The organism is Shimia ponticola (genome assembly GCF_007995215.1).
In the GTDB taxonomy this organism is placed as follows: domain Bacteria; phylum Pseudomonadota; class Alphaproteobacteria; order Rhodobacterales; family Rhodobacteraceae; genus Shimia_B; species Shimia_B ponticola.
Genome location: NZ_VCDK01000003.1, coordinates 1,022,080 through 1,035,116, shown reverse-complemented (window position 1 = coordinate 1,035,116; position 13,037 = coordinate 1,022,080). Strand labels below are relative to the sequence as shown.

Here is a 13,037-nt window from a genome sequence, read left to right as displayed (position 1 = left end):
TGCCTCCGGCGGAAGTATTTTTGGCAAGAAGATTGAGACGGGCTAGTAGCCCGCTTCGCGATCCACGAGACCGATAAGCGGTTCGCCGTTTTCGCTGCGTTGAATGTTTGCGGCGATCTGTCGAGAAGCGGTTTTCGGGCGCGTGAACGAGGCGACATGCGGTGTCACCGTCACGCGTGGGTCGTTCCAGAACGGGTGATTGGGCGGCAGCGGTTCTTCGCGGAACACATCCAAGGTCGCATGTGAAATCTGGCAGTCATCCAGCGCATTCAGCAAGGCATCATCGTCGATCAATGGACCGCGCCCCGGATTGATGATCACCGCGCCCTCCGCCAGCAGCGAGAGAGCATTCGCGTCGATGATGTTTTCCGTGTCGTCGGTCAAAGGCGTGAGAAGGACGAGGATTTCTGTCCCCGGCAGCGCCTCTGCCAGACCTGGCCCCGCCGAAAAGGTTGCCACGCCGTCGATTGACTTCTGGGACCGGCTCCAGCCACGGACCTGAAAGCCAAGGCTGGCCAAGGTCGTTGCACAGGCCCCACCAAGTGCGCCAAGGCCAAGGATGGTCACCACCCGATCCTCTGCCAGCTTGGGCATCTTCGGTTCCCAGAGCGGCTCGGTCAGTTTGATATAGCGATCAAGATCAAGATGATGGCGCATGACATGTGCGGTGACATATTCGACCATGCCTGCCGTCATGCCGGGATCAACCATGCGCGCCAGTGGCTGTGTCAGGCTCTCGTTGCCGACAACGTTTTCGACGCCAGCCCAAAGATTCAAGACAGCCTTGCAGGAGGTGTAAAGCGTGAAATCCTGAAGTTCGGAGTCAGGCGCATAGATGATGTAGTCGACGGTGTCGGGCTCGGCCTCGAGCACGAGGTCGGCATTCAGTTCCGCCTCTGAAAACGCTGCTGTCAGCGCGGCTTCATAGACCGACCAGCTCTCGGACTTGGCGGCGAACAAAACGGTCAGGGTCATGTGGCGGTCACCTTCGTCATATCGGCAAACCCCTTCAACTCGATCGGGTTCCCGCAGGGGTCGTGGAAAAACATGGTCCATTGCTCGCCGGGTTCACCGGCAAAGCGTTGGGTCGGTGGAAGGACAAAGTCGATCCCAGCTTGCTCCAGACGTCTTGCCGTTTCCTGCCATGCAGTCAGGGGAAGAACCGCGCCGAAATGCGGCATCGGGACCATGTGATCGCCGACTTTACCAGTCGGGGCATGCGGCAAGGGCGGTCCGAGATGGAGCGAAAGCTGATGCCCGAAAAAGTCGAAGTCGACCCAAGTGTCGGTGCTGCGCCCCTCCGGGCAATCCAGAATGCCGCCGTAAAAAGCGCGCGCCTTATCAAGATCGGTGACGTTGATGGCCAGATGAAACATGGATCCTCCGCTTCGCGGTGACCCTAGCCCTATGAACGCGGGCGTAAAGCGGAAAGGTCAGGCCTGACGCGGCCGATGGACATGCGCGCTCTGCACCAGACCAAAGGCAATCAGCAGCACCAACATGGCCGAGCCACCATAGCTGACCAGCGGCAGCGGCACACCGACAACCGGTGCAAGACCCATCACCATCGCCATGTTCACGGCAAAGAAGAAAAAGAAGGTCGCGGCGATCCCGAAGGTCAAAAGTGAGGCAAAGCGATCCTTGTTCGACAAGGCCGAGACGACGCAGAAAAAGATCACAAGCGCATAAAGTATCAAAAGTGAGAACGCGCCGATGAACCCGAACTCTTCGGCCAGTGTCGTGAAGATGAAGTCAGTATGTTTTTCGGGTAGGAAGTTCAGGCGAGATTGAGTGCCTTGCATGAAGCCGCGACCGCTCCAACCGCCAGAGCCCAGAGCGATCTTGGCCTGCGTGATGTGGTAGCCTGCACCAAGCGGATCCTGCGACGGATCAAGGAACGTATCGATGCGTCTGTACTGATAGTCCTTGAGCAACTGCCAATCCTGTCCGCGCGACTGGAACACGGCGACAACAGCGGCCACGGCTGTGCCGATGACGGTCGCAAAGTAGGCCCAATGCACGCCTGCGATGAACATGATGGTCCCGCCGCCAGCCATCAACAGGATGGAGGTCCCAAGGTCCGGTTGTCTCAAGACAAGCAAGACCGGCAGCATGATCAGGATCACAGGAACAAGCACCCAGACCGGGCGCGACGTTTTCTCGATCGGTAGCCAGTCGTAATAGGCCGCCAGAAACATGACCATTGTGATCTTCATCAACTCAGACGGCTGCAGCCGCATGAAGCCAAGATCAATCCAGCGCTGCGCGCCCATGCCCGTGGCACCAGCGAATTCGACATAGACCAACAGCAAAAGGGTCAGGACGTAACCGACTGTGGACATGTTGCGCCAGAACCAGATGGGCACCATCGCCACGACAAAGAGAAGAAACATCCCCATGGCAAAGCGTTTCATCTGCGGCTCGGCCCAGACAGACAGGCTGCCACCGGCCACGGAGTACAGCATCAGGAACCCAACCGACGCGATGGCGCAGATCAGAAGGATCAACGGCCAGTTCAGATGCAGAACCTTTCGCAGCCCCGTCGGAACGGTTTGCAGGCGATATTCAAGATAGCTCATGGATCACGCCTGCGTCGGGGATTTCGGCGTGGCCTCGGACCACTGGGGAAAGGTTTCCTGCCGTTGCCGGATCAGTTCGCGATCCTTGGCCGGATAAGCATCCAGCGGAGGGGTGTCGCCATAAAGCGCCTGAAGCGTGATGTCGCGCGCAATTGGCGCGGCAGCGCGGCTGCCCGATCCGCCATGTTCGACGACCACTGCGACAGCAATCCTTGGATTGTCGAAGGGGGCAAAGTTCACAAAGAGCGCGTGGTCGCGGTGCTCCCACTTGCGGTCTTCGTTCTTGGTGATACCCGCTGCGCGCTCTTCTGCCGTGATCCGACGCACCTGCGTGGTACCGGTTTTGCCCGCCATGCGGAAATCTTCGGCGATGATGCGGCTGCCATAGGCTGTGCCTTTGCGCGCGTTGGTTGCCGAATACATCGCCTTGCGGATGCGTCGCAGGATGTTTTCGTTCAGGCCCAAGTCTTCGCCTGCGCCGGACGGTTCCGCCACCCCATTGCGGCGCGCGACCAGACGCGGCGTGACCGAACGGCCCGTTGCCAGACGCGCCGACATGACGGCAAGCTGAAGCGGCGATGCGAGCACGTAACCCTGTCCGATCGAGGCGTTTACGGTGTCACCGATGCGCCAGTCCGCGTCACGAACACGCCGTTTCCATTCCTTGTCAGGAGCCAGACCAGACGCGACCGCCGACATCGGCAGGTCATATTTGATACCCAACCCAAGTTTGCGCGCCGTCTCCGCTATGCGGTCAATGCCGACGCGCTGGGCGATGTCGTAGTAATAGATATCGCAAGATTCAGTCAGTGACTTGTGGAGGTCGGTATGTCCGTGCCCGCCGCGTTTCCAACAGTGAAAACGGTTCCCGGCAATATCTGAGTGCCCACCGCACCAAACCGTCTCTTCGCTGTCGACGACGCCAGCCTCAAGCGCGGCAATGGCCGTGACCATCTTGAAGGTCGAACCAGGCGGGTAGGCCCCCTGTGCCGCCTTGTTCCGAAGCGGCCGGTATTTGTTTTCGGTCAGCGCGCTGTAGTCGCTTACGGAAATCCCGCGCACAAAGAGATTGGGATCAAAGCTGGGCGCTGAGCCGATCGCGAGAAGATCACCGGTTTCACAGTCGATCACGACGGCGCTTGCGCTTTCACCGCCCAACCGGGTCTGCACATAGTTCTGCAGCTTGCTGTCGATGGTCAGTTGGATGTCATCGCCCGGCAGGCCTTCTTCTCGGTCTAACTCGCGCATGACACGGCCGACGGCATTTACCTCGATCCGGCGGATCCCGGCAGAGCCGCGCAGGCTGCGCTCAAGCTTGTTCTCGACGCCGGTCTTGCCGATCTGAAACTTGGGGATCTGCAAGAGCGGATCCTGATCGTCGATCCGGCTCAGGTCATAGTCGCTGACCGGGCCGACATAGCCCAGGATATGTGCTGTATCCTGGGCGCGGGGGTAATAACGGCTCAGGCCCACCTCGGCGCTGATGCCGGGCAGGGCAGGCGCGTTGGCTGACACGCGCGCGATGGCATCCCATGACAGGCGGTCGGCCACAGTGACCGGCACAAAAGAGCGATGCTTGAAGATGTCTTCGCGGGCGCGCTCCAACCGCTCGGGCGGCATATCGATCAGCTGCGCCAGATATGACAGAACGGCATCTACATCGCCTGCGTCTTCGCGCACGATCACAATGCGATAGTTCTGCTCATTCTCGGCCAGAGGCCGGCCTTGGCGGTCAAAAACCAGACCGCGTGAGGGTGGCAGCAAGCGGATGTTGATACGGTTTTCTTCGGCCAGAAGCCGGAATTCTTCGGCCTGCTCCAATTGCAGGGCGCGCATGCGGTATCCCAGAATGCCAAGCACGCCCACTTGCGCCGCGCCAAAGATAAGCGCCCGGCGGCTGAATTTCGCATGCCCGTCTGCCAATGTCTTTGGGTTCTGCTTCATAGCCTGCGCCCCCTGTCATCGACTTCGCCCTGCGCGGCGATCTTGATGCCGAATATGGCCTGCGACAGCCCCACAACCAAGGGGTATACCAAAATTGTGAGCAACGCCTGCATCAGCAAAAGGCCGGTCGCCACTGGGATCGGAGACACGATTCCGGTCACGATCAGATAGAGCAAGAAGACCGCTGTGATCAGAGCCGTTGCCGTGAACCATTCGGCAGCAAAGACGGTTTCGCGGACGTCGTCATGGCGCGCGCGCGCAACCTCGGACGCGACGACCACGAGCGCTGTATACAGACCGGGCGGGCGTTGCAGAAGAAAGTCAGCCAACAGGAAAACAGCGGCAACCAAGGCGACCGGCACGATGTCTGGTCGGCGCAAGGTCCATGCCAGCGTAAACGCCAGCAACAGGTCAGGTGCCACCCAACGCCGCGGCGTGGTCTCAAGCGGCAACAGCTGTGCCAGAAGGATGAACACAGTGATTGCTGCGAAAACACCCCGCATTGTCCATATATAGGCGGGTCCGGCGCTACCCATCGGCCTGATCCTGAACCAAGGCTGCGGGACCTACCGGTGACAGCGGTGGCGTGACCAGCGTTCCGGGGTCTTCGATCACTTCGATCTCTCGCGCGCGGATCACGCGCAAGAATTCAAGCCTCTCATAATCAGCGGCAAGCCGTAGGCGCAGCCTTCGATCCGTGCTCTGAGTGACCTCACCGACAAGAATGCCTGCCGGAAATACTGAGCCATCGCCCGAGCTAAAGACGCGGTCACCGGGGCGCACGCTGTCAGGATCATCCAAGAGTTCGATCAGCGGGCGCGCGGTGTTTGTCCCGGCCAAAATGGCCCGTTGCCCGGACGGTTGGATTACGATCGGCACGCGCGACGAAGTATCCGTCAGCAGGATAACGCGTGAGGTTTCACGTCCCACGCCAGAAATGCGCCCGACAAGCCCGATGCCGTCCATCGTGGCCCAGCCATCCTTGACCCCGTCGCGCGCGCCGACATTCAAAAGCACCGATTGTCGGAACGGGCTTCCGCTATCGGCCATGACCACGCCGGTGATATGCGTGAACTTCGGATCGAGACGCACTTTGTTCAGGTCGAGCAAGCGCGCGTTCTCCTGCTCAAGCTGCAACGCGGCTTCCTTCCACGCCTTCATCTGCTGCAACTCGCGCTTCAGCTCCTGATTTTGGTCATAGATGCGCTGATAGCTGCGGAAATCGGCCACGATATGCGCCAACCCGGTAACGGGCGCAGATACCCACGAAAACGACGGTACGACCCGGTCCGTGATCTCGGCACGGAGGCGCTCGACACGCGGGCTGTCGATCCGCCACAAAAGAAAGACAGCGAACAGCACAAGCACAAGCAGCGCCACCAAAAGGCGGCGCAGCGGCGCGGCATAGTCAATCTGTGGCGTCCGGTCTTTGGCCAATGCGGTCCCTCAACTGGAACGGTTGGCTGCGTGTGAGCGGCGGCGTTTAGCTGTCGTAGTCGATCACGTGCAGCAGTTGTTTTTCGAATTCTAGCGCTTTTCCGGTGCCCAAGGCCACACAGTTGAGGCTTTCATCTGCGACCGACACGGCAAGGCCGGTCTGTTCACGCAAAGCGAGGTCCAGATCACCCAAAAGCGCGCCGCCGCCGGTCAGCATCACACCGCGGTCTACGATGTCGGCTGCCAAATCGGGTGGCGTCGCCTCTAGTGCGGTCATCACCGAGTCGCAGATTTGCTGAACCGGCTCGGCCAGCGCCTCGGCCACCTGGGCCTGCGTGATCTCGGTTTCTTTGGGCACGCCGTTCAAAAGATCGCGTCCCCGGATCGGCAAGGCTGTGCCGCGCCCATCATCAGGCATACGAGCCGTGCCGATAGATGTCTTGATACGCTCGGCGGTCGCCTCACCAATCAGCAGGTTATGCTGACGGCGCAGGTAGCTGATAATCGCTTCGTCCATGCGGTCGCCGCCCACGCGCACCGAACGGGCGTACACGATGTCGGCCAGCGACAGAACCGCAACCTCGGTCGTTCCGCCGCCGATATCGACAACCATCGACCCGGTTGGATCGGTGATCGGCATACCTGCGCCAATTGCTGCTGCAATGGGTTCTGCAATCAGGCCCGCACGACGCGCGCCCGCCGACAGAACCGACTGACGGATCGCACGCTTTTCAACGGGTGTCGCGCCATGGGGAACGCAGACAATGATCTTGGGCTTGGTAAAGGTCGTGCGCTTGTGGACCTTGCGGATGAAGTGTTTGATCATCTCTTCGGCGACGTCAAAGTCGGCAATCACACCGTCACGCATCGGACGGATGGCGCTGATCGTGCCGGGGGTCCGACCGAGCATCAGCTTTGCGTCCTCGCCAAAGGCCAGCGCTTTCTTGACGCCGTCTTTGATCTGATAGGCCACAACGGATGGCTCGTTCAGGATCACACCCTTGCCTTTGACGTAGACAAGCGTGTTTGCCGTGCCGAGGTCGATCGCCATATCCGACGAAAACAGACCACCAAATCCTGCCATGTAACCAAGCCCCATAGTCTTATGGCCCCGCGACTCTCACGGTCCGAGGCTGGCCTTCTATACGCCTGCCGCCAAAGGTGTGAAAGGGCGCTTTTGCATTGTGATCGGCAGGGTCTTGCGCAGTCTGGAAGAAGCTCGCTTTTAAACGTGCTGGCCGCACGTGTCCGCTGGGCGCCGATGCGCATTGACCTTGGCCGCTTATCCGCGCTTGGCTGTTCGCGTGGCGCATTTGGGCATTGGTGGTGCACGCAGCGCTCGCTGTTCGTCCAAAGTCATTTTCGGAGAATTCATCATGGCCCTATTTGACCGGCTGTTATTTGCGACTGTGAATTGGGTCTTTTGGCGCAGAAATGGACGTTTGCGCCGTTGGACCGCGAAGCGCGCAAAAGAGTTTCCTGTGCGCCCACATGTGGGTTTGCCCAGGTCGGCCAATGACAAGATGACATGGCGCAAGGCTTTTGATCGCGACCCGTGCTTCGTTACCTTGTCTGACAAGATTGCCCTGCGCGACTGGTTGAGCGAACAGGACCTTGATCTGAATTGTCCGGAACTTGTCTGGCAGGGTTCTCAGGTGTCCGAGATTCCTGATTGGGTCTGGGACGGCGATCACGTGATCAAGACGAACCACGCCAGCGGCACCAACGTCTACACCAAGGATCCCGGTCTTGATCGGGCGGCGAGCGAAGAGATGCTGGGCGCAGCCTTGGCCACGACCTATGGCGCGCACAAAATGGAATGGGGCTATCAGGACATCGTTCCCAAGGTTTTCGCAGAAGTTTGCTTGCCGCGTGAGCCCCTTGAGGAAATCAAGATCTACACATTTGGCGCGACCTGCTGGCGGATCTATCGCACCCGTTTGGTGGATGGCGCTTTGGCGGCCCAGATATGGGAACTGCAGCCCAACGGACAGATTGAATTTGAACCCGATACCGAGGCCTCGGCAACATCGAGGGGCTTCGATGATCCGCCGCTGCCAAGTTGGGAGCGTATCCAGCGGATCGCGTCCCGGATCGGGTCAGAGTTCGACCATGTGCGCGTGGACTTTCTGGCCCATGACGAAAACATCTGGCTCAGCGAGCTGACGTTTTACAATCAAGGCGGCTACATCGCCCGATCTGGTCACAAGACCAGCGGTATGCCGACCGAGCTTTGGGACCTGTCCCAAAGCCACGCGATGCGTCATCCGCCCACCTTTGGGTGGAGGGCCTTCTACTTGAAACGTCTCAGGCGTTACGTCTGAACGGTCGCAGATGATTGGTTTTGATCGCGCGCCGATAGTGGCGCGCGAAATCCTGAAGACCAAAAGAGTTGGCTTAATTGTCGATCGGATCGCCTGCGAGCATGCCGTCAATCCGAGCCTTGGTTTCGGGCGTCTTGGCCAGCCTCAGGAAGGCCGCCCGCTCCCGGTCCATCATGTCCTGTTCGGTCACGGTCAGCGGTTTGTCCTCGTCGGTGTTCACGACGATCGTGGCGATTTCCATCGCTGCGGTTTTGTTGTGCTGGGTAAACCAGCCTTTGGACAGGCCCTGATCCATGAACTCTTCCATCTGGGTCAGGATGCCCCGGCCCGGCAGGGTAAAGGACGGCTTTGCTGGCGGCGTATAGGTGCCCCAATCCCGGATGCGCTGGGTCGCAGTTGCGACCAGCTTGTCCCGGTTCATCACGCTTTGGTCGCGTTCCGGCAGGAAGTACTTGAGCGGCTCGGCCTGTTCGGGGCTTGGCCCCGTCTTGCCGTAGCCGACTTGCATCCACGTTTCCCAAGCGGCCTTTTCGGCGTCGCCTGTGGCCGTGAACCAGCGGTTGTAGGTCTCCTTCACTCCGCCTCCGGATGGGACAAGGCCAACGCCTGCCTCCACCAGTCCCAGAACAGAGTTAGCATGGGTGACAAGCGCATCACAGTGAAGCAGCACCTCGTAGCCGCCGCCGAGCGCGAGGCCTGATGGCGCGCCAATGACGGGGACGGGGCTGTATTTCAGCTTCATCACCGCCTGTTGGAAATCATCGAGGAAGGCATCCATGCCGTCCCAATCGCCGGCCTCAATGAACGCCTGAAAGCGGTTGAGGTCGACACCCGCTGAATAATGCTGCGCGTCGTTGTGGATCAGGATACCTTGGCCCGGGTCTTCGGCTGCGGCGTGGACGATGGCCATGCTGTCGCCGGTCAATGCGTTGGCCTTGGAGTGGAATTCGACCAGTCGAATGCCGTCGAGGTCCCAGAGGCTCGCTGCCTTGTTCGTGGCCATTGGCGACAGCGTCTTGCGTGTGAGCGAGAAGCGGATGGTGCCTTCTGGCAATTGGACCGGCTGATACCCTTCGGTCGTGCGGACCTGCAGCACGTCACCCGGTTTGTAGAACGGGTCCGTGTTTTCCAGTGCGGGTGGCACCTCTGCGCCAGCTTCGCGTGCCAGCGTCGCGACTGTTTCGATGCCTAGGGCATCTATCATCTCGAACGGGCCACGGATCCAGTTGAAGCCCATCTTCATCGCGTCGTCGATGTCCTGCGGGGTCTTGGTGACGTCTGGCAGCAGATGCGCGGCATAGGCCAGCACGCGACCGAGGAAGTTGCGCGCGAACCGGGTAGCGGCGTCATCCCCCTCAATCAGGGTTGTCAGGGTCTCTTCGCTGTTGGCCAGTTGGTCGGCAGCGACCTGCGCCTTAAGCGGCAGGGTTGTAACGCGTGGGCGCAAGGTGCCGTCGAGGTTCGAGGCCATATCATCGCGGTAGAATCCACCTTTACCGGATTTCTCACCGGTGAAGCCGTCCGCGATCATCTGGTTGATCAAACCATTCGCCGGGTTGTTCGACCGGCCCACGGCGTGGAACGCATCGCCGTCCGGTAGGATATCACCCAGCGTGTCGACGACGTCAGACATCAGGTCGACGCCGATCAGGTCATAAAGGCCGAAGACGCCGGTTTTCGGAATGCCCATCGGGCGGCCCATGATGGCGTCTGCCTCTTCAATGGTCAGGCCCTGTTTGAACGCCTCGTCCATGCCGACCTGCAGGGCGAAGACACCGACGCGGTTGCCGAGGAACCCGGGTGTGTCGTTGCAGGGCACCACGCCTTTACCGAGAATGCGGTCATTATAATCCGCCAGCCTGTCCATGATGTCAGGGCGTGTATGTTCACCGCGCACCAATTCCAGCAAGCGCATGTAACGGACCGGGTTGAAGTAGTGCGTGATCGCAAAGCGTTCCTGAAATGCCTTGGAGCGGCCTTCAACCAAGAGGCTGATCGGGATCGTGGATGTGTTCGAGGTGACAACGCAGTCCGGCTTGGTCGTTTCCTCAAGCCGCGCATAGAGGTCACGTTTGAGGTCAAGACGTTCGACAATGGCCTCAACGATCCAGTCGCACTCGGCCAATTTGTCGAAATCATCCGCGATGGTGCCGGTCGTGATCCGGTCGAGGCATTCCTTGGAATGCAACGCTGGTGGATCGGATTTCTTGAGCCGTTGAAGCGCGTAGTCGGTCGCGTCGGTCGTCAGGTCGAGCAATAGGACGTTGTGGCCCGCATTGGCGATTTGCCCGGCGATCCCGGACCCCATGGTGCCTGCGCCGATGACGGCAATATTCGTGAAAGTCATGGCACAGTGCCTCTTGCTGGCGCCGGAGCCTCCGGCGGGAGTTTTTGGGGAAAGATGAAGGTCAGGCGGTGGCCTTTTGGGCGTCCAGAAACGCGCGCAGGGCTCGGTTTACATCCATCGGTTGCTCGGTGATCGACATATGTCCTGAATGCGCGATCTCGACGAGGTCTCCACCAAGAGCCGCGTGCAATTTGCGGCCTGCCTTGATCGGCGTCATCTTGTCCTGACCGTTCAGGATGCAAATCGTCGGGCAGGTGATCTTGGCAGCAGCCTCAAGCCCGGTCGTGTAGCTGTTGCAGGCGCTCAGGTCTGCATAAAGCGCTCCGGGTGCATTCGATGCCATGAGCTGTGCGCCATAGAGCATGTGCGACGTGCCGGGCAGGGTGTGGTCGTGGATGTGACCGGTGGGGCCATGGCCCCAATCCATCATCGCGCGGATCGCCTTTGGTTCTTTGTCTTTGGCCAAACCCAAAAGATAGTCATTGACGGGGATCGCGTGTGCCGTGCCAAGGAAGGCTGCAGACCGCACGCGGTCCGCGTAGCGCGATGCCAGTTCCAGCGCGACAAGTCCGCCTTGTGAGTGGCCCGCGATATGAGCTTTGTCGATGCCTGCGGCGTCCATGAACGAGGCTAGCCAATCGGCCATCTCCTCGATCGAGGTCAGTGGCTCTCCCTCGGATTGCCCATGGCCGGGGAAATCCGGCGTGATCGCTTGCCAGCCGCGATTGGCGAGAAAGCGATGTTGCAGCATGTAGCCGAGGTGGTTTTGCCCCGACCCGTGGATGAACAGGATCACGTCACCTTTTGGGTCGAAGTCGCGACCGCCGGTTGAGGCGAAAATTGTGGTGCCGTTGACTTGGGTCTTCATTCTGCGGCCATCCGGGGTTGAACGCGGCTTGCGGCCTTGAGCGCTTGGTTGAAGTCAGCGGCGAGGTCGTCGAAATCTTCGAGGCCGACCGAAATACGCACGAGGTCTTCGGTCAGGCCAGCGGCAGCCATCGCCTCTGGCGTGATGTGGCTGTGGGTGGTCGACCCGGGATGGATCACCAGCGTTTTGGCGTCGCCCACATTGGCGAGGTGGCTGGCGAGTTCGACGGACTCAATGAAGGCACGGGACGCGTCGCGGCCACCCTTGACACCCATCGAAATGATCGAACCCTGACCTTTTGGCATCAGGCGCATGGCTGCTTCGTGATCCTTGTGGTCGGGCAGTTGCGGATGTTTGACCCATGCGACCTGATCGTGGTTTGTCAGAAATTCCAACATCTTGGCCGTGTTGGACATGTGCCGTTCCATCCGGAGCGGCAGCGTTTCGAGGCCTTGCAGGATATAGAATGCGTTTTGCGGTGACAGGCAGGGGCCTGCATTCATCATGCCTTCTGTGCGGACACGGATGCTGAACGCGGCTGGACCGAACTCTTCCCACAGGTTCACGCCTTGATAGCCAAAGTGCGGCGTCGTCAGCATCGGGAACTTGCCGGGCGTTGCCCCCCAGTCGAAATTGCCGCCGTCGATCACGGCGCCGCCTAGCGCCACGCCGTGGCCGCCCATCCATTTGGTCAGTGAGTGGATGACGATGTTCGCGCCATGCTCAATCGGCTTGATCATCCAAGGTGTGTTGAAGGTGGCATCAATCACCAGGGGGACATTGGCCTCTTTGGTGACTGCAGCGACGGCAGGGACGTCGAGAATGTCCATGCCGGGGTTACCGATCACCTCACCAAAGACCATCTTTGTGTTGGGCTGGATGGCGGCTTTGATCGCGTCGGGGTCGTTCGGCGCGACAAATGTGGTTTCAATGCCGTAGCGGCTGAGCGTGTGTTGGAACAGGTTGATGTTCGCGCCGTACATTTGGGACGAGGACACGATGTGATCGCCTGCAGAACAGAGCGCCAGAACGGTCACGAAGAGTGCCGACATCCCGGACGCCGTTGCCACTGCGGCGACGCCACCATCAAGCGCCGCCAGACGCTGTTCCAGAACGGCCACGGTCGGGTTCGTCAGACGCGAATAGATGTGGCCGCCGATTTCCATGTTGAACAGGGCTGCGGCCTGTTCGGTGTCTTGAAACACGTAAGAGGTGGTCTGATGGATCGGCACAGCGCGGCTGCCAAAGCGGGCATCAGGAGCCTGCCCGGCATGCAGGCTGAGCGTATCAAATTTATAATCGGCCACGACGGATAATCCTCCCCAGCGAACGTGTTGGTGTGTCGTAGCGCGACACGGGCAGGCGCGGCAAGCGCGCTCCCTTATTTCCAAGGTGCCGCGTCGCAACGGAACTTTCCTTTGGGTCAACTCTGGATTGTGCCTCGCACCGGTCAAATCCATGGCTATTTTGGGAATTGTCCAAGTTGCCGCGACAATACTTATGAGAATTGATCATTATCCTTTTGCTCTGTTGAGTAC

The 13,037-nt window shown here is 59.8% G+C and carries 11 protein-coding genes; 1 reads left to right on the top strand and 10 read right to left on the bottom strand.

Annotated features, from left to right (window positions below):
• Positions 1-42: 42 nt before the first annotated feature.
• From FE702_RS08445 to FE702_RS08415, 7 genes are read right to left on the bottom strand one after another with little or no spacing between them, the layout of a single operon-like run.
• Entirely contained in the window at positions 43-975 is a 933-nt protein-coding gene (locus tag FE702_RS08445; RefSeq protein WP_147125801.1) for a 2-hydroxyacid dehydrogenase, read from the bottom strand.
• Complete coding sequence (locus tag FE702_RS08440; protein WP_147125800.1) at positions 972-1,376, bottom strand: VOC family protein; 405 nt, start codon at positions 1,374-1,376, stop codon at positions 972-974. Before FE702_RS08440 ends, FE702_RS08445 begins: the two co-directional genes overlap by 4 nt.
• 57 nt (positions 1,377-1,433) lie before the next feature.
• Complete coding sequence (gene rodA, locus FE702_RS08435; RefSeq protein WP_147125799.1) at positions 1,434-2,579, bottom strand: rod shape-determining protein RodA; 1,146 nt, start codon at positions 2,577-2,579, stop codon at positions 1,434-1,436.
• A 3-nt stretch (positions 2,580-2,582) separates the two neighbouring features.
• The gene (gene mrdA / locus FE702_RS08430) at positions 2,583-4,523 is read right to left on the bottom strand and encodes a penicillin-binding protein 2 (protein WP_147125798.1); all 1,941 of its coding nucleotides are present in this window, start codon (positions 4,521-4,523) and stop codon (positions 2,583-2,585) included.
• On the bottom strand, positions 4,520-5,059 hold the full coding sequence (locus FE702_RS08425) for a rod shape-determining protein MreD (protein WP_147125797.1): 540 nt from the start codon (positions 5,057-5,059) through the stop codon (positions 4,520-4,522). The genes mrdA and FE702_RS08425 overlap by 4 nt, the downstream gene beginning before the upstream one ends.
• A complete protein-coding gene (mreC, locus tag FE702_RS08420) occupies positions 5,052-5,960 on the bottom strand; it encodes a rod shape-determining protein MreC (protein WP_147125796.1) in 909 nt (302 codons plus the stop codon). The genes FE702_RS08425 and mreC overlap by 8 nt, the downstream gene beginning before the upstream one ends.
• 46 nt (positions 5,961-6,006) lie before the next feature.
• Positions 6,007-7,044 carry a rod shape-determining protein gene (locus FE702_RS08415; RefSeq protein ID WP_147125795.1) on the bottom strand — a complete coding sequence of 346 codons (1,038 nt, stop codon included), beginning with the start codon at positions 7,042-7,044 and terminating at the stop codon, positions 6,007-6,009.
• Between the two features lie 292 nt (positions 7,045-7,336).
• Between FE702_RS08415 and FE702_RS08410 the strand changes: the two genes are divergently transcribed.
• The gene (locus FE702_RS08410; protein ID WP_147125794.1) at positions 7,337-8,284 is read left to right on the top strand and encodes an ATP-grasp fold amidoligase family protein; all 948 of its coding nucleotides are present in this window, start codon (positions 7,337-7,339) and stop codon (positions 8,282-8,284) included.
• Between the two features lie 73 nt (positions 8,285-8,357).
• Here the strand turns inward: FE702_RS08410 and FE702_RS08405 are convergent, their stop codons facing one another.
• The 3 genes from FE702_RS08405 to FE702_RS08395 form a co-directional block, all read right to left on the bottom strand.
• Positions 8,358-10,631: a 3-hydroxyacyl-CoA dehydrogenase NAD-binding domain-containing protein gene (locus FE702_RS08405; RefSeq protein WP_147125793.1), complete on the bottom strand. Its 2,274-nt coding sequence runs from the start codon at positions 10,629-10,631 to the stop codon at positions 8,358-8,360.
• Positions 10,632-10,692: 61 nt separating this feature from the next.
• Complete coding sequence (locus FE702_RS08400; protein ID WP_147125792.1) at positions 10,693-11,499, bottom strand: alpha/beta fold hydrolase; 807 nt, start codon at positions 11,497-11,499, stop codon at positions 10,693-10,695.
• Positions 11,496-12,806, bottom strand: coding sequence for an O-acetylhomoserine aminocarboxypropyltransferase (locus FE702_RS08395; RefSeq protein WP_255449640.1), 1,311 nt, complete (start codon positions 12,804-12,806; stop codon positions 11,496-11,498). The genes FE702_RS08400 and FE702_RS08395 overlap by 4 nt, the downstream gene beginning before the upstream one ends.
• Positions 12,807-13,037 lie beyond the last annotated feature (231 nt).